The 16,395-nt window shown below is 65.3% G+C and carries 14 protein-coding genes and 1 tRNA gene; 7 read left to right on the plus strand and 8 right to left on the minus strand.

Annotation, left to right across the window (positions count from 1 at the left end):
- The first annotated feature begins 51 nt into the window (after positions 1 to 51).
- The 6 genes from fdhE to ACP7B7_RS05300 all read left to right on the plus strand — a co-directional run bounded on the left by fdhE (position 52) and on the right by ACP7B7_RS05300 (position 5,257).
- A complete protein-coding gene (fdhE, locus tag ACP7B7_RS05275; protein ID WP_308925577.1) occupies positions 52 to 1,098 on the plus strand; it encodes a formate dehydrogenase accessory protein FdhE in 1,047 nt (348 codons plus the stop codon).
- Entirely contained in the window at positions 1,095 to 2,504 is a 1,410-nt protein-coding gene (gene selA / locus ACP7B7_RS05280) for an L-seryl-tRNA(Sec) selenium transferase (protein ID WP_308925578.1), read from the plus strand. The genes fdhE and selA overlap by 4 nt, the downstream gene beginning before the upstream one ends.
- The gene (gene selB / locus ACP7B7_RS05285) at positions 2,501 to 4,456 is read left to right on the plus strand and encodes a selenocysteine-specific translation elongation factor (RefSeq protein WP_426075966.1); all 1,956 of its coding nucleotides are present in this window, start codon (positions 2,501 to 2,503) and stop codon (positions 4,454 to 4,456) included. The genes selA and selB overlap by 4 nt, the downstream gene beginning before the upstream one ends.
- A 12-nt stretch (positions 4,457 to 4,468) precedes the next feature.
- A tRNA-Sec gene (locus ACP7B7_RS05290) sits at positions 4,469 to 4,564 on the plus strand.
- A gap of 116 nt (positions 4,565 to 4,680) precedes the next feature.
- Positions 4,681 to 4,968 (plus strand): CopG family ribbon-helix-helix protein, encoded by a 288-nt coding sequence (locus ACP7B7_RS05295; RefSeq protein WP_426075967.1) that lies wholly within the window; start codon positions 4,681 to 4,683, stop codon positions 4,966 to 4,968.
- Entirely contained in the window at positions 4,907 to 5,257 is a 351-nt protein-coding gene (locus tag ACP7B7_RS05300; RefSeq protein WP_374694277.1) for a type II toxin-antitoxin system RelE/ParE family toxin, read from the plus strand. The genes ACP7B7_RS05295 and ACP7B7_RS05300 overlap by 62 nt, the downstream gene beginning before the upstream one ends.
- Before the next feature lie 33 nt (positions 5,258 to 5,290).
- On the opposite strand, the gene ACP7B7_RS05305 is transcribed toward ACP7B7_RS05300, so the two are convergent.
- From ACP7B7_RS05305 to deoC, 8 genes are all read right to left on the minus strand, one after another.
- A complete protein-coding gene (locus ACP7B7_RS05305; RefSeq protein ID WP_308925730.1) occupies positions 5,291 to 6,319 on the minus strand; it encodes an ABC transporter permease in 1,029 nt (342 codons plus the stop codon).
- An 11-nt stretch (positions 6,320 to 6,330) separates the two neighbouring features.
- Positions 6,331 to 7,896 carry a sugar ABC transporter ATP-binding protein gene (locus ACP7B7_RS05310; protein ID WP_308925581.1) on the minus strand — a complete coding sequence of 522 codons (1,566 nt, stop codon included), beginning with the start codon at positions 7,894 to 7,896 and terminating at the stop codon, positions 6,331 to 6,333.
- A 199-nt stretch (positions 7,897 to 8,095) separates the two neighbouring features.
- On the minus strand, positions 8,096 to 9,106 hold the full coding sequence (locus ACP7B7_RS05315) for a substrate-binding domain-containing protein (protein ID WP_065307723.1): 1,011 nt from the start codon (positions 9,104 to 9,106) through the stop codon (positions 8,096 to 8,098).
- 221 nt (positions 9,107 to 9,327) lie between these two features.
- Positions 9,328 to 10,317: an ABC transporter permease gene (locus tag ACP7B7_RS05320; RefSeq protein ID WP_308925582.1), complete on the minus strand. Its 990-nt coding sequence runs from the start codon at positions 10,315 to 10,317 to the stop codon at positions 9,328 to 9,330.
- A gap of 45 nt (positions 10,318 to 10,362) precedes the next feature.
- Entirely contained in the window at positions 10,363 to 11,301 is a 939-nt protein-coding gene (gene rbsK, locus ACP7B7_RS05325) for a ribokinase (RefSeq protein ID WP_426075968.1), read from the minus strand.
- Positions 11,301 to 11,753, minus strand: coding sequence for an RbsD/FucU family protein (locus ACP7B7_RS05330; RefSeq protein WP_426075969.1), 453 nt, complete (start codon positions 11,751 to 11,753; stop codon positions 11,301 to 11,303). The genes rbsK and ACP7B7_RS05330 overlap by 1 nt, the downstream gene beginning before the upstream one ends.
- Before the next feature lie 95 nt (positions 11,754 to 11,848).
- Positions 11,849 to 14,242, minus strand: coding sequence for an aldehyde dehydrogenase family protein (locus tag ACP7B7_RS05335; protein WP_426075970.1), 2,394 nt, complete (start codon positions 14,240 to 14,242; stop codon positions 11,849 to 11,851).
- A 5-nt stretch (positions 14,243 to 14,247) separates the two neighbouring features.
- The gene (gene deoC / locus ACP7B7_RS05340) at positions 14,248 to 15,327 is read right to left on the minus strand and encodes a deoxyribose-phosphate aldolase (protein ID WP_426075971.1); all 1,080 of its coding nucleotides are present in this window, start codon (positions 15,325 to 15,327) and stop codon (positions 14,248 to 14,250) included.
- Between the two features lie 256 nt (positions 15,328 to 15,583).
- Between deoC and ACP7B7_RS05345 the strand changes: the two genes are divergently transcribed.
- Positions 15,584 to 16,366, plus strand: a complete 783-nt coding sequence (locus ACP7B7_RS05345) for a DeoR/GlpR family DNA-binding transcription regulator (protein WP_308925587.1) — start codon at positions 15,584 to 15,586, stop codon at positions 16,364 to 16,366.
- The last annotated feature ends 29 nt before the right edge of the window (positions 16,367 to 16,395 follow it).

The following is a 16,395-nucleotide window of genomic DNA, read 5'->3' on the forward strand; positions in this document are numbered from 1 at the left end:
GCATAGCCGCCATTCGCTGGCTCTGCCTTGCTTTTTTTGATGGGAACTCCATTGGTACAACGAATTCTTCAGCCAGGCGAAATCGAAGGCCTGGACCACAACGCGATTCCGCGCCTGCTGCTGCCGCAGCCCACCAGCCTGTTTACGGCGCGCGCTCTGCGCCTGCGCGAACTGGCGCAGGGAAACATCAAGGGCATACCGGTCGACGCCGGCATGCAGGGTTACCTGGTGCTGATGGCCGCGCTGGCCGATGCGCAGGCGGCGGTGGTGGCCAAACTGGCGCCCGACGCCGTGCCGGTGGCCGACGCCGATGCGCTGCGTCGCGCCGTCCAGCACCGCATGCCGGTGCTGCCCGTCAGCGGCGCGCGTCCACCCGTCTGGCGCACGATCTTCCATGACCTGTTGACGGAACTGGCCGCCACGGCCGCATTGCAGCCGGCGCTGGCCACGGGCCTGACGCAAGTGCTGGCGCAGCTGCGCGCGCTGGACGACGCGGCGCTGGACGCCTGCGCCGATGCCGTGCTCGATGAAAACGGCGACAACCTGAACCCCATGCATGCGCCGTTTGTCGCCGCCGCGCTGCAGATCCTGTGGTCCAGTTCGGCCAGCCAGCTGCGCGCCGCGCGCGTGCCCGACCTGGAGACGGGCGCGCTGTGCCCCGTCTGCGGTTCGCATCCGGTCGCCAGCGTGATCCGCATCGGCGGCCAGTCGCAGGGCTACCGCTATCTGCACTGCGGCATCTGCGAAAGCGAATGGCATATGGTGCGCGTGAAATGCTCGACCTGCGAGCAGAACGGCAAGATCGCTTACCAGGGCCTGGACGCCAACGACGCGGCGCCATTCGATCCGGTCACGGCCAAGGACGACAAGCTGCCCAACAAGGCGAATGACCCGAAAAAAGTGGCGCGCGCGGAAACCTGCGACGACTGCCATACCTACCGCAAGGTCTTCAACCAGGAGCACGATTACAACGTCGAGCCGCTGGCCGACGACCTGGCCAGCCTGATGCTGGATCTGCTGGTGGGCGAGGCGGGCTACCAGCGCGCCAGCGGCAATCCGCTGCTGTGGCTCGGAAAAAGCGAGGGCCAGCAGTCATGACGACCGGGCAAACCGTGCGCCTGCCATCGGTCGACCGCATCCTGGGCGACACGGCTTGCCTGGAACTGATTGCGCAATACGGCCGCGTGCAGACGCTGGCCGTCGCGCGCGCCGTGCTGGCCGAATTGCGTGCCGCCATGCTGGCTGGCGCAGTCTGCGAAGAGGGGGCGACAATCGCCGCCATTGCCGCGCAGATGGCCGAACGGCTGCAGGCGCAATCGCGCTCGCAGCTGCGCGCCGTCTTCAACCTGACCGGCACCGTCCTGCACACGAACCTGGGCCGCGCCCTGCTGCCCGACGCGGCTGTGCAGGCCGTGGTGGAAGCGCTGCAGTGGCCGATGAACCTGGAATTCGACCTGGAGACGGGCAAGCGCGGCGACCGCGACGACCTGGTCGAGGAACTGCTGCGCGAACTGACGGGCGCCGAAGCGGCCACCATCGTCAACAACAATGCGGCCGCCGTGCTGCTGATGTTGAATACCCTGGCGCAGGGAAAAGAGGTCATCGTCTCGCGCGGCGAGCTGGTGGAAATCGGCGGCGCCTTCCGCATTCCCGACGTGATGACGCGCGCCGGCGCCGTGCTGCGCGAAGTGGGCAGCACCAATCGCACCCATCCCCACGATTACGCCAATGGCGTCAATGAAGACACGGCCTTGCTGATGAAGGTCCATTGCAGCAATTACGCGATCACCGGATTCACCAAAAGCGTGGAGCTCGACGAACTGGTGCCGCTGGCGGCCATGCACGCGCTTCCAACCGCCGTCGACCTGGGCAGCGGCACCCTGGTCGACCTGGCGCAATATGGCTTGCCGCATGAAACCACGGTGCGCGAAACGATAGAGGCGGGCGCCGACCTGGTCACCTTCAGCGGCGATAAATTGCTCGGTGGCCCGCAATGCGGCGTGATCGTCGGCCGTGCCGATTTGATCGCGAAGATCAAGCGCAATCCGTTAAAACGCGCGCTGCGCGTGGGGAAACTGACGCTGGCGGCTCTGGAACCCGTGCTGCAGCTGTACCGCGCGCCCGACCTGCTGGCCGAACGCCTGACCACGCTGCGTTTGCTGACGCGCCCTGCGGCCGCCATGTGCGCCCAGGCGGACACCCTGCTGCCGTTGCTGCAAGCCGTGCTGGGCTCCGCCTATGTGGTCGCGTCGGAAGCGATGAAAAGCCAGATCGGCAGCGGCGCCTTGCCGGTCGACCAGTTGCCCAGCTTCGGCCTGGCGATCCGCAGCGCGCCCGGTTCGCGCCTGAGCAATCCCCTGGGCACGCTGGAGCAGCGCCTGCGTGGCCTGCCTTGCCCCGTAATCGGGCGCATCGCGCAGGACACCCTGTGGCTGGACCTGCGCTGCCTGGAAGCGTCGCATCAGGCGGCATTCGTGGCGCAACTCGGTGAGCTGAGCGCATGATCGTCGGCACCGCAGGCCATATCGACCATGGCAAGACCACCCTCACGCGCGCGCTGACGGGGGTGCACACGGATCGCCTGAAGGAAGAGCAGGCGCGCGGTATCTCGATTGAACTCGGCTACGCCTATCTGCCGCTGGCGGACGGCACGGTGCTGGGCGTGATCGACGTGCCGGGCCACGAAAAATTCATTCGCACCATGGCCTCTGGTATCACCGGCATCGACTTCGCGCTGCTGGTGGTGGCGGCCGACGATGGCGTGATGCCGCAAACGCGCGAGCACCTGGCGATTCTGCAGCTGCTGGGCGTGACGCGCGGCGCCGTGGCACTGACCAAGATCGACCGCGTTGATGCGGCCCGCATCGCGCAGGTGGAGCGTGAGATCACCGCGCTGCTGGCGGCCACGCCGCTGGCCGGCAGCCCGTTGTTTCCCACTGCCGCCAGCGTTGACAACGATCCCGGCGTGGCGGCGCTGCTGGCGCACCTGGCGCAGGTGGCGCGCAGCCTGCCGCAGCGCGATGAACGGCGTCTGTTCCGCCTGGGCGTGGATCGCGTGTTTACCTTGTCGGGGCAGGGCACGGTGATTACCGGCACGGCGCTGGCAGGCACGGCGACAGTGGGCGACACCCTGCAGCTGGCGCCAGCAGGCTTGGAGACGCGCGTGCGCAGCATCCATGCGCAAAACCGTGCGGCGGACGCCGGCATGGCGGGCCAGCGCCTGGCGCTGAACCTGGCCGGCATCGGCCGCGACGCCATCGAGCGCGGCAACTGGATCGTCGCGCCTGAGCTGGCGCAGTGTTCCGAGCGCATCGACGTGGAACTGAGCCTGCTGCCTGACAGCGGCGTACACCTGAAAGCCTGGTCGCCGCTGCATGTGCACTTGGGCGCGGCGCATCAGCTGGCGCGCGCCGTGGTGCTCGATGGCGATACCTTGTCGCCCGGGCAGACGGCCCGCGTGCAACTGGTGTTCGACGCGCCCATGCATGCGGTGCCCGGCGACCGTTTCGTGGTGCGCAATGCGCAGGCCACGCAGACGGTGGGCGGTGGCATGGTGCTCGACCCGTTCGGGCCCGCGCGCAAGCGGCGCAGCCCGGCCCGGCTGGCCTGGCTCGACGCCCTGGCTGCCTTTGTCGCGCATGGCAACTACGCGTCGCTGCTGGGGCAAAGCCCGCTGGGGCTGAGGGAGTCCCTGCTGGTGCGGCTGTCGCTGCTGCCTGCCGCCGTGATCGCCCTGCCGGACGACACCCGCCGCATCGCCCTGCGCGGCGGCGACGCCCTGCTGCTGGCGCCGCAAGCGCTGGCGGCATTGGACGAGCGCGTGCTGGCGGCCCTGGCGACCTTCCATGCGCGCGCCCCCGATGAGGCGGGACCGGAACTGTGGCGCCTGAAACGCATCGTCGACGCCGAGATGGAAGACGCCTTGTGGAGTTTCCTGGTCGACGGCTTGCTGGCCGGCGGCGCCGTCATGGCGCGCGGCGCGCACCTGCACCTGCCCGATCATAGCGTCGAGCTGACGACGGCAGAGCAGGCCATGGCCGAGCCGATGCTGGCGGCGCTGGAGCAGGGCCGTTTCGAGCCGCCATGGACACGCGATTTGTCGCGTACATTCGGCGTGGAAGAAGAGGCAACGCGCAGGCTGTTGCGCAAACTGGCCAAGGCGGGCCAGATCAACCAGGTGGTGCACGACCTGTTCTATCATCCGGCCGCACTGGCCGAGCTGGCGCTGCTGGTGCGCCAGCTGGCGCAACAGGCGGAAGCGCAAGCGGGCTTGCCGGAAGGTTCCGGTGCAGTCGGCGCGGCCACCTTCCGCGACGCCAGCGGCCTGGGCCGCAAGCGGGCGATCCAGGTCTTGGAATATTTAGACCGGGTCGGTTATACTCGCCGGGTTGGCAATGGGCATCTATTACGCCCGAACGCGCAGTGGTCATTCACACCCGCCGCCGCCAACAGCTAGTTCCTGCACCGCGGAAAGCACACTCATCCGGTGATGTGGCCGGGCTTCAAACCCGGTGGAGGGCGTCAGACGTTCTCCCGTAGGTTCGACTCCTACTGTTTTCCGCCATTCATTTGATTCGATCATCGTACACGGTGCAGTCTGCATCATGCATGGCGTCAGCTTGCGGATGCCACCTGTTGTGCTACTCTGTAATGACGTTGTAACACATCAGGAACATGGCCATGAGCGAAGCAACCTTTACTTTCCGGGTCGATGAGAGCCTGAAAGAACAATTCACCACAGCCGCCAAGGGCCGCGACCGTACCGGGGCCCAGCTACTGCGCGACTTCATGCGTGACTTTGTTCGGCAGCAGCAGGAAGCGGCAGAACACGACGCCTGGTTCCATCGCCAGGTGCAGGGCGGCCTGGACTCGGCCAATTCCGGAGACCTCATCCCGGCTGCCGAGGTTGAAGCCAGGTTCGCTGCCAGGCGCGCCGCCACACGTCGCCGGCTGGGAGCGACCGAGTGATGGAGTTGTCTGGACGCCAGAGGCGATCCAGGACCGCAGCGACATCTACGACCACATCGAAGCCGACAACCCGGCCGCCGCGCTCGCCCTCGATGAGCTGTTTGCGGAAAAGGCGGGCCGTCTGGCCGATCATCCAGGCCTGGGCAAACCTGGCCGTGTAGCGGGTACCCGTGAGCTGGTAGCGCACCAGAATTACATCCTTGTCTATGACACTTCCGGCGGCTTGATAAGGATACTGCGTGTGCTGCATGCCGCCCGCCAGTGGCCACCTTCCCGCGTTGGCACTTGATCTCTCTTGCTTGCCACGGTTTGCCCAGCAGCTTTACGACGACCGCTTGCTCGCAAACACCGCCCCCGCCAGCACGATAAAGGTACCGACAATCACCTTCTGCCAGGTGCTCGGCACGCCGGCCAGGATCAGCACGTTGTTGATCAGGGTGACCAGCAGCACGCCCAGCAAAGTGCCGCTGACGCTGCCGCTGCCGCCCGTGATGCGCGCGCCGCCGAGGATCACGGCGGCGATCACGTCGAGCTCCATGCCGACCAGGTCGAACGGGTTGGCCAGGCGCGTGCTCGACACATGCACGATACCCGCCAGGCCGGCCAGGAAGCCCGCGTAGCCGAACACGAACAGGTGCACGGTGCGCAGCTTGTAGCCCAGGCGTTCGGCGATCGGCAGGCTGCCGCCGATGGCGTACACGGCGCGGCCCATCAGGGTGCGGTTCAGCAGCCACCAGGTCAGGCCGGCGGCAGCGACCAGCACCAGCACGGTGGCCGGCAGCACCGCGTGCACGCCGGTGGCCGTGTCGTGGCGCCAGACGGCCAGCTTGCCAAAGGCATCCATCGAATGGGGCACGTTCATGAAGAACACGGTGCCGATAAAGGTCAGCAGAATGCCGCGGTACAGGTACTGCGTGCCGATGGTGACGATCAGCGACGGGGCTTTCAGCCAGTCGACCAGCAGGCCGTTGAGCACGCCCAGCAGCGTACCGCCGGCGGCGCCGGCGACCAGGATCACCACCATGCTGGTTTCGGGGAACTGCGTCATCACCAGCTTGGTGATGCCGTACATGGTCAGCGCCGCGATGGCCGCGAACGACACGTCGATGCCGCCGGCGGCCAGCACGATCATCACGCCCAGCGCGAACAGGCCCAGCACCGTACAGGCGCGCACGATGTCGAACACCATCGCCAGCTGGAAGAACTCGGGATTGATCGCGCCCACCACCAGACAGACGGCGACGATCAGGGCCAGGGTGAACAGCTGCGGATGGCGCGCCAGGCGCTGGCGCAGCGTGATTTTCGGTGCGCCCAGGTCGGCTGCCGCCAGGGTCACGCTGCTGTTTTTCATGGTTGTGGTATTCATGCTGCCACCTTGCTGTCGGAAATAAGGGCGTGGTACAGGGTTTCTTCGGCCAGGCCGTCGGCGTCGAAGGTATTGGCGATCTGGCCCTTGCGCATCATCAGGATGCGGTCGCAGTTCTGCAGCAGCTCGGGCAGGTCGTCGCTGACCAGCACCACCGCCAGGCCGTCTTCGGCCAAACGCTGGATGATGCGGTAGATGATGTCCTTCGAGCCGACATCGACGCCGACCGTCGGGCCGTGCAAAATCAGCACGCGCGGATGGATCGCCAGCCAGCGGCCGATCAGCACGCGCTGCTGGTTGCCGCCCGACAGCGACTGCACCGGGCGGTCGACGTCGGGCGTGGCGATCTGCAGGTCCTTCACGGTGGCCAGCGCCAGCGCCTGCGCGCGGCCGGCGTCGAGCGCGCCGAAGCGGCTGCGCAAGGTATTCAAGACCGTGGTGATGATGTTTTCGCGGATCGATTTGTCGAGGAACAGGCCTTCGCTCAAACGGTCTTCCGGCACATAGCCGATGCGGTGGGCGATCGCGTCGCCCGGATTGCGCAAGGTGACCTCTTTGCCGTCGAGGAAAATCGATCCGCTGTCCGCGCCCTGCACACCGACCAGGGCCAGCGCCAGTTCATTGCGGCCCGAATCGAGCAGGCCCGTGATGCCGAGGATTTCGCCCTTGTGCAGGGTCAGGTCGACGCCGGAAAAATAGCCGCGCCGGCCCAGGCCCCGCACGCGCAGCAGTTCGCCTTCGCCATCGACATGCAGGCGGCTGCTGCGGTAACGGCCGCCATCGAGCTGCTTGCCCGTCATGGCGTGCGTCAGTTCGGCCTTGGTGAAGTTGGCGATCGGCCCTTGCACGACTTTGGCGCCGTCGCGGAAGACGATGGCCTGGCCGCCGATGGCGTAGCATTCATCGAGCTTGTGGCTGACGAACAGCACCGCCACGCCTTGTGCGCGCAAGCCTTCGATGACGGATACCAGGTTGTCGACTTCCTTTTGCGTCAGCGAGGTGGTCGGTTCATCCATGATCACCATCTTGGCGCTGGTGGCCACCGCGCGCGCGATCGCCAGCAGCTGGCGCGTGGCGATCGGCAGTTCATCCGCGCGGGTGGAAAGGAAATGGGGATCGGACGGCAGGCCGACGGCGGCCAGCGCGCGTGCGGCGGTGGCGTCGACGGCGCGGCGGTCGAAGCGGCGCGCCAGGCGGCCATTGCCGGCCACCAGCTGCTCGCTCAGGGCCACGTTTTCGGCCACGCTCATGTTCGGCAGCAGCGACAGATCCTGGTACACGGTCTCGATGCCGAGCGCCAGCGACTGCAGCGGCGTCAGCGCCTCATGCGGCTGGCCATTGATGGTGATGCGCCCTTCGCTGGGAGGATGGGCGCCGGAGATGATCTTGATCAGGGTGCTCTTGCCGCAGCCGTTTTCGCCCAGCAAGTGATAAATTTCGCCGGCTTCGATGGTCAGATCGACGCCGCGCAGCGCATGCACGCCGGCATAGCGCTTGTGGATGCCTTCAAGCTGCAAAAATGTCTTCGACGTGGCCGCCGGAATTGGGGTGGTACTGGTCATGAATCGATTCTTTCTGCGATAGGCGTTGCCGCATGGAGCCGGGGTATTGATTCTCCGGCTCCATATCAATCAACTTTCAACGCCTGACCAAACCGTAGCGAGCGGATGTGAGTTGTGGCCGAGAAGCGCAGCTGTGCGTATGCACAGTGAGCATCGCCGGCCGCAAATCGCACCGCGCAGTAGGTTTGGTCAGGTGTTATCAGAATGCGTATTTCTTGTAGTTCGACTTGTCTACTTCGACCCAGGCCTTGCCGGTGACGATAATGCCCACGCCAGGACCTTTTTTCACGGTGACCGCGTTATAGCCCGGTACGCCCATGTCCATGCCGTTGGTGATGGTCTTGCCCTGCACCAGCATCAGCGCCGCCTTGTTCATCATGATGCCGGCGTCTTTCGGATCCCAGAAGGCGATGCCGCCGACCGCACCCGATTCCAGGAACTTGGCCGCTTCGCTTGGCAGGCCGGTACCGTACACGCAGATCTTGCCGGTCAGGCCAGCTTCTTCGATGGCGCGGCCGATGCCCAGCACGTCCAGCGAGGACGAACCCTGGAAGCCCTTGATGTCCGGATGCTTGCGCAGGATTTCCTTCGCCTTGCCGTAGGCTTTCTCGGCGTCGTTGGCGGTTTCGTTCTTGGCGTCGACCAGGGTCATCTTCGGATACTTCTTGGCATTGTTGGCGCCGCCGTCGGCCCATTGCACCTGCGACTGGCTGCCCAGGGAGCCCAGCAGGGACGACCATTTGCCGGTCTTGCCCATGCACTCGGCCAGGCGCTCGTTCAGGCGCGCGCCGTAGGCCGTGTTGTCGAACGCTTCGATGTCGACCAGGGTGTTCTTCTGGTTGTCCGCTTCATGCGTGACGACCTTGATGCCGCGGTCCAGTGCGCGTTTGAGCACCGGTTCCAGGGTCAGCGGGTCCATCGAGACGACGGCGATCGCATCGACCTTTTTCGCCACCAGGTCTTCCACCAGGCGTTGCTGCTGGGCGGCGTCGGACTGGGCCGGGCCGATCTGACGCGCATTGACCACGCCCACATTGGCGGCGCCGAATTCCTTGACGCCCACTTCCATGCGGTTGAACCAGCTCATGCCGGTGATTTTGACGACGGTGACGATATCGACCGGCTTTTTATTCTGTGCGTGCAGCACGCCGGCAACGGACAGGGTGCCCAGGGCGATGATGGCGGCGGCGCATTTTGTTTTCGTAAGCATGTTGTCTCCAAACCCTCGTTATTTATGCGTTGAACCAGGAGGGGACTGGGTCAGCGTCGCGCAAAGTGTTCCGAGTTCGAAATTCGTTGAATGAAGATGTCGAGAATCACTCCGATACTGCGTCACAAATGCGCGCCAGGCACCAGCCTGGCTGTGCTTTGTTCCTTGTCTCAAAGCGATTTCGACACATTCAATCATCAACAAATTTCTAACCCTGAACACTAGCGCCTTGAGAAAAAACGGTAATCGGCGAGATTGATGCGGGCCGAAGCCAGGAAGCACAGCAGCAGCAGGCCCCATGCACAATCGCGGAAGAAGTTCGAGATATCGAGCAGGTTGAAGGTGCTCGACAGCAGTTGCAGGGCGGTGGCCGAGAAGAACAGGCACACCATGCGGCCATAGCCGCCTTGCGGACGCACGCCGGCCATCACCGCCACCAGGATGGCGATCAGCAGGTAGGAGCTGCCGTAGTCGGCCTTCACGCTGGCGGTGCGCGCGGCGATGATCACGCCGGCCAGGCTGGCCAGCACGCCGCATAGCGCGTAGGTGGTGACCAGCATGCGCGTGCCGGGAATGCCGGCGTAGCGCGCGGCCTTGGCGTTGGTGCCCAATAAAAACAGGCGGATGCCGAAAGGGCTGTAGCGCAGCAGCCAGCCGATCGCCAGCAGCACCACCATGAAGATGATGAAGGGGATCGGTACGCCGAACAGGTTTTCATTGCCGATCATCGACATCGGCTCGGCACTGGCCAGGCGTACGCTGGAACCCTTGCTCAAGACCACGGCGGCACCGGTGAAGATCAGCTGCGTGCCCAGGGTGCACAGGATGGGCGTCAGGCCCACGCCGGCGATCAGCCAGCCGTTGAGCAGGCCGCCGAGCAGGCCCGTGACCAGCGCGACCAGCACGAACATGCCCGTATAGCCCCACGGCGTGGCGTCCGCGTCGACCAGCAGCGGCACCACGGTGGCGGCCACCACGCCGGCCAGGTTGGCCATGCCGAGACCGGACAAATCGATGCCGCCGTTCCCGGCGATCATGGCCAGCGAGACGCCGATGGCCAAGAGGGCCAGCTCGGGCAGCTGGCTGGCCATCGACTGGAAGTTGTACACGTCGAGGAAGTCGCCATGCGACAGCACGGTCGCGGCAACCAGGATCAGGACGTTAATGCCCACCAAAAAATTCAGCTGTGGGTCGGAAAACTGGCGCTTCATGGCGACTCCAAAAGGTGTTCAGAAAACGAAAACTCGGCGTGAAAATCAGGCCTTTGCCAGCAGCGCATCGACATCGGCGCGCTGCGGCATCGACGGCGCCGTGCCGGCGCGCGTGACCGAAATGGCGGCCAGCGCCGCGGCGAAGCGGGCAGCTTCCTTCGGCGTGGCGCCTTCGGCCAGCGCGGCCGCAAAGCCGCCATTGAAGGCGTCGCCGGCGCCGGTCGTTTCCAGCACGGGACCGGCGTTGAATGGCGCGATCAGGACCGATTCGGTGGCGCTGTGCAGCAGGGCGCCTTGCGAACCGAGCGTGATCAGGGCGCAGCCGACGCCACGCGCCAGGAAGGCATCGCCGGCGGCGCGCGCTTCGTCCAGGTTCGTCACGGGCAGGCCGGTCAGGATCGCGGCTTCGTGTTCGTTCGGGGTGATGAAGTCGCACAGCGGATAGACGGCGTCGTCAAACGGCAGCGCGGGGGCGGGATTGAAGACGGTGAGAGTGCCGGCGGCGCGGGCGATCTGCAGGCCGCGCAGGGCGGCATCGGCCGGTTGTTCGAGCTGGATGACAAACACGCGCGCGGCGGCGATATCGTCTGCCGCCGCGTCCACATCGGCCACGCCGATCAGGCTGGCCGCACCGGATACCACGATGATGGCGTTGTCACCGTTCTTCTCGTTCAGATAGATAAAGGCGGCGCCGGTCGGATGCGTGTCGACCTGTTTCACGCGCGGCGTGATGCCGTCGCCGCGCCACAGGGCCAGCGCATTGTCGCCGAACGAGTCGCGCCCGAGGGTGCTGATAAAGGTGACGTCGGCGCCGGCGCGCGCGGCGGCCACGGCCTGGTTGGAACCCTTGCCGCCGGGGCCCATGGCAAAGCCGGAGCCGGCGATGGTCTGGCCCACGTCGGGCATATGGGCGGCGCGGAAGGCCAGGTCGGCCACGTAGATGCCGAGGATCGCGACGCCGCGCTTGTCATGAACGGCGCTCATCATGCCTCCGGGGCGATCACGCCCTTTTTGAAGACGAAGCAGCCGTAGAAGCGGCGCTCGCCGGTGGCGATCACGCAGTAGGCGGTGCGCGCCACGTCGTAGAAGGCAAAGCGCTCGATCGAACCCATAATGCGCTCGCGGCCTTCGGCGTGGTTGATTTCGAGTTGTACTTCCTGCTGGACGGGTAATACATTGTCAGGTTCGCCGACCACTTCCATGCGGTGGGCGGCGACGTCAACGGCGGTGTCGAGCGCCATCACGGACAAAATGGCGCGCGCAGCTTCTTTCGTGCCGACGCCGTCGATGCGCAGCACCTTGCCCAGCACCGTCTGGCGGGCCACCGAATCGGCCGGGAAGTTGGCATCGCACAGGACCAGTTCATCACCGTGGCCCATGGCGCGCAGGGCTTGCAGCACGTCCGCATTCAACAGCGGGTCGATATTCTTTAACATCTTGTCTCCAGATTGTGATTCAATTTTGTGCAGCGGTTTGCGCCAGGACTGCCGCTCGTCGTCGGCTTGCCTGGCACTGCGGTTTTACTGTTTACTTATTCGCCATACGGCACCCACACGTTCTTGATCTGCGTGGCGTGGCGCAGCCATGCCGGACCTTCGGCCGAGAGGGCGTCGTTCCAGTCGGTGGCCAGGCCGTAGTCGACCAGGGTACGTTTCAGGTTGCCGGTCGACAGGCGCTCGGTGGTGGCCGACAGGGCCGCGTCGCCAAACGTCCAGAGCGCGTCGACATCGTCGTGTTCGGCCAGGGTCGGCAGCAGGGTCGCCGCCGCACCGGTGACGATATTGATCACGCCGCCCGGCAGGTCCGAAGTTTCCAGCACCTGGTAGAAATCGGTGGCGATCAGCGCATGGCGCGAACTCGGCACGATAACCACGCGGTTGCCCATCGCCAGCAATGGCGCGACCAGGCTGACAAAGGCCAGCAATGGCGACTCGTCCGGGCAGACCACGCCGACCACGCCGATCGGTTCGACCATGGCCAGGGCTACGCCGCGCATCGGCGGCACGTGCACCGCGCCTTCGTATTTGTCGGCCCAGGCGCCATACGCGAACAGGCGGCTGATCGATTGCTCGACTTCGTTGCTGGCCGCATCCGCGCTGACGCCGGTCAGTTCGACCAGGCGCGCGGCAAATTCTTCGGCGCGTGCCGACAGGTTCTCGGCCAGGTAGTACAGGGCCTGTGCGCGGCGGTGCGGCGTGGTGGCCGACCATGATGCGGCGGCATGGGCGGCGGCGACGGCGTTGCGGATATCCTTGCGGTTGCCCAGGCCCACTTCGCCGGCCAGCTTGCCGTTGGCGCCGAAGATGCCCAGCGATTGCTCGCCGTCGGAACGGGCCTGCTTGCCGCCGACGTACAGCTTGGCGGTGCGGTCGACCAGCGGCAAACGTGCGCTTGCTGCCACGCTGTCGACGATGGCGGCCACCGGTTTCACGGCTGCGCTGCGTGCCACGCGCTTGGCCCAGGCACGCGGTTTCAGGTATTCGTAGCAGCCTTCGCGGCCGCCTTCACGGCCGAAGCCCGATTCGCGCACGCCGCCGAAACCGACGCCGGCATCGAACAGATTGGTCGAATTGATCCACACCACGCCAGCCTTCAGGGCGGGGGCCACGGCCAGCGCCAGGCCGATGGTTTCGCTCCACACGCTGGCGGCCAGGCCGTAGCGCGAGTTGTTGGCGATCGCCAGCGCTTCATCGTGGGTGCGGAAGGTCATCGCGACCAGTACCGGTCCGAAGATCTCTTCGCTGGCCACGGTGCTGGCCGGATGCACATTGGTCAGCAGGGTAGGCGGGAAGTAGCTGCCGCCCACCGGCATCGAGATATCGGGCTGGTAGCAGGTGGCGCCTTCCTTGACGCCGATCTCGACCAGTTTGCGCACGCGTTCATGCTGCGACGGCGCGATCAGCGAGCCGATGTCGATGGTTTTATCCAGCGGCGTGCCGGCGCGCAGCTTGCCCATGCGGCGTTTCAGGCGCGCATAGAAGTCCTGCGCGATGCCTTCCTGTACCAGCAGGCGGGCGCCGGCGCAGCAGACCTGGCCCTGGTTGAACCAGATGGCGTCGACCACGCCTTCGATGGCGGCGTCGATATCGGCGTCGTCAAACACGATGAACGGCGACTTGCCGCCCAGTTCCAGGGTCAGCGACTTGCCGCTGCCGGCGGTTTTTTCGCGGATCAGACGGCCGACGTCGGTCGAGCCGGTAAACGCGATCTTGTTGACATCCGGGTGCGCCACGATGGCAGCGCCCGTGGCGCCGTCGCCGGTGACCACGTTCAGCACGCCGGCGGGCAGGCCCGCCTGGGCGGCCAGTTCGGCGAACAGCAGGGCCGACAATGGCGTGAATTCGGCCGGTTTGAGTACCACGGTATTGCCGAGCGCCAGCGCCGGGGCGATTTTCCACGCCAGCATCAGCAGCGGAAAGTTCCACGGCACGATCTGGCCGATCACGCCGACCGGCACCTGGTCGGCGAATTCGCGTTCCTGCAGTTGCGCCCAGCCGGCATGGTGATAGAAGTGGCGGGCCACCAGCGGCACGTCGATATCGCGCGTTTCGCGGATTGGCTTGCCGTTGTCGAGGGCTTCGACGACGGCGAACAGGCGGGCGTGGCGTTGCACCATGCGCGCCAGGGCGTACAGGTGGCGGGCGCGGGCATGGCCGCCGATGGCGAACCAGTTTTCCTGGGCGGCGCGCGCGGCGGCGACCGCAGAGTCCACGTCGGCTTGCGTGCCTTGCGCGATGCGCGCCAGCGGCTTGCCGGTGGCCGGTTCATTGGTATCGAACAGCGAGCCTGCGCTGGCGGCGGTGAATGCGCCATTGATGAAATGGCCGAAGCCGTCGCTGTGGCGCGCCAGCCAGGCGCGCGCGTCGGTGTCGCTTTCAGGGGCAGGGCCGTAGTCCATGGTGTCGAAGTAGTGTGAAACGCTCATATGAATTATCCGATCGCGTGGCGGTGGAAAGCCGAGTAACGGCCGGTAACGTGGTGTTCGAGCTGGCGTTCGATATCGGCCAGCAAGGAGGAGGCGCCGATGCGGAACAGGTCCGGCTCCAGCCACTCGCGTCCCAGTTCTTCCTTCATCAGGATCTGGTAGTTGAGGATGTCCTTGGCGGCGGAGACGCCGCCGGCCGGCTTGTAGCCCACCTTGTAGCCGGTACGCTCTTGGTAGTCGCGGATCATGCGCAGCATGATCAGGCTTACCAGCAGGGTGGCGTTGGTCGCTTCCTTGCCGGTCGAGGTCTTGATGAAATCGGCGCCGGCCATCATGCAGATCATCGAGGCCTTGGCCACGTTGCGCATGGTTTTCAGTTCGCCGGTGGCCAGGATGGCTTTCACGTGCGCGTCGCCGCAGGCTTCGCGGAAGTCGCGCATCTCGGCATACAGCGCTTTCCAGTTACCGGTCAGCACGTGTTCGCGGGTGATGACGATATCGATCTCGGAGGCGCCATCGCGCACCGACGCTTCGATTTCCTTCAGCTTCAGGTCGTGCGGTATCAGGCCGGCGGGGAAGCCGGTCGATACGGCGGCCACCGGAATGCCGCTGCCGTCCAGCGCTTCGACGGCGGTCGCCACGTAGCGGTGATACACGCAGATGGCGCCCGTGTGCAGCTGGCGGTCGCCAAAGCCGATCGCGTCGAGCAGGTCCTGGCGCACCGGCGTGATGGCCTTGGCGCACAGGCGCTTGACGCGTTCGGTGGTGTCGTCTCCGGACAGGGTGGTCAGGTCGATGCAGCTGATGGCTTTCAGCAGCCAGCCGGCCTGCGCGTCTTTCTTGACGGAGCGGCGGCCGGGCAGGGTGGCGATGCGGCGTTCGGCGGCCGACAGGTTGACGCGGATGTCGTCGAACCAGCTGCTGTCGAAAGGCACGCCGGGATTGCGCGCATGGCCGTGGGTGCCGGCCGGCACGATCGCTGGCGTACTGGCCGGGACGATCACTGGTGCCGCTGCAGCTTTGGCGGCTTCTGTGCGGGCGCCGGCTGCCGGAGCGACGCGCGGTGATTTGGAGGTAGTTGTCATGGTTGTGGCGACGCCGCGCAGTGGTGCACAGGCCGGTCCGATTGATGGTGGGCGGTGGGCATAGCTATTAATCTCCGTGAACGCACTGGGCGCGTTTCATTATTGTTACGGTGGTTGGGCGAACTGAACATAATTCGCGCCACAGATTTATGTTACGCCAATAACATTTAGTTGTGCAACCACTTTTTTCTAATAACATGAAGAATAGTTGCTGATACAATCCGCACTCACCGTGATGACGAACGAAAGTATTACCATGCGACAAACTGCAGGCGCCAAGGCGCGCCAACTGCGGCTGGAACGGATGCAGGCCCTGGTCAAGAGCTCGGGCCCCGCACTGTTGAGCCGGGTTGCCGAATTGCTGGGCGTGACCGAAATGACCATCCGCCGCGACCTGGCGGCATCCGACTGCGCGCTGTCCTGTCTCGGTGGATATGTTCTGGAAGCAACATTGCCGGCAGCGGGAGAAAAATATGTGCTGGCCGAAGAGCTGGACCAGCATACCGTGCGCAAGCGCCTGGCCTGCCAGCGCGCCGCCACCTTTGTCGAGGACGGCGACATGCTGTTCATCGACTGCGGCACCACGATGGTCCACTTCGCGTCAGCCTTGCCGGCCGATATCGCCCTGACCGTGGTGTGTTACTCCATGAACATTGCCGACATCCTCAGCAAGCGCCCCAACACGCAGCTGATCCTGCTCGGTGGCCTGTACCAGCCATCCTCGGCGACGTTTTATTCGGAAGAGGCGGTGCAGTACCTGGGCCGGCTGGGCGTCAACAAGGCCTTTATTTCGGCCGGCGGCGCCGACCCGGTGCGCGGCGTCAGCTGTTCCAATTTTCATGAGGTCGCCATCAAGCAGGCCGCCATTCGCAGCGCCAGCGAGCGTTTCCTGGTGGTCGACGAGAGCAAGCTGGGCAGGGTGCGTACGGCGTTTTTCAGTCCGCTCGACGTGTTTTCGAAAATCGTCGTCGGCGGCGAACCGGAGCCGGTGCTGCGCGGCCAGTTCCAGGGCTGGCCGCTGGAGATCGCGGCAGCGTAGACGGCTGGCAAAGCCGCGTTGTTTGTTTG

Source organism: Janthinobacterium sp. PSPC3-1 (assembly GCF_049896105.1).
Taxonomy (GTDB): domain Bacteria; phylum Pseudomonadota; class Gammaproteobacteria; order Burkholderiales; family Burkholderiaceae_D; genus Janthinobacterium.

Excerpts from the sequence above, each read along its gene's own strand:
- selA (WP_308925578.1), top strand. The coding sequence starts at position 1,095 with ATGACGACCGGGCAAACCGTGCGCCTGCCATCGGTCGACCGCATCCTG.
- selB (WP_426075966.1), top strand. The coding sequence starts at position 2,501 with ATGATCGTCGGCACCGCAGGCCATATCGACCATGGCAAGACCACCCTC.
- ACP7B7_RS05295 (WP_426075967.1), top strand. The coding sequence starts at position 4,681 with ATGAGCGAAGCAACCTTTACTTTCCGGGTCGATGAGAGCCTGAAAGAA.
- ACP7B7_RS05305 (WP_308925730.1), bottom strand. The coding sequence starts at position 6,319 with ATGAAAAACAGCAGCGTGACCCTGGCGGCAGCCGACCTGGGCGCACCG.
- ACP7B7_RS05310 (WP_308925581.1), bottom strand. The coding sequence starts at position 7,896 with ATGACCAGTACCACCCCAATTCCGGCGGCCACGTCGAAGACATTTTTG.
- ACP7B7_RS05315 (WP_065307723.1), bottom strand. The coding sequence starts at position 9,106 with ATGCTTACGAAAACAAAATGCGCCGCCGCCATCATCGCCCTGGGCACC.
- ACP7B7_RS05320 (WP_308925582.1), bottom strand. The coding sequence starts at position 10,317 with ATGAAGCGCCAGTTTTCCGACCCACAGCTGAATTTTTTGGTGGGCATT.
- rbsK (WP_426075968.1), bottom strand. The coding sequence starts at position 11,301 with ATGAGCGCCGTTCATGACAAGCGCGGCGTCGCGATCCTCGGCATCTAC.
- ACP7B7_RS05330 (WP_426075969.1), bottom strand. The coding sequence starts at position 11,753 with ATGTTAAAGAATATCGACCCGCTGTTGAATGCGGACGTGCTGCAAGCC.
- ACP7B7_RS05335 (WP_426075970.1), bottom strand. The coding sequence starts at position 14,242 with ATGAGCGTTTCACACTACTTCGACACCATGGACTACGGCCCTGCCCCT.
- deoC (WP_426075971.1), bottom strand. The coding sequence starts at position 15,327 with ATGACAACTACCTCCAAATCACCGCGCGTCGCTCCGGCAGCCGGCGCC.
- ACP7B7_RS05345 (WP_308925587.1), top strand. The coding sequence starts at position 15,584 with ATGCGACAAACTGCAGGCGCCAAGGCGCGCCAACTGCGGCTGGAACGG.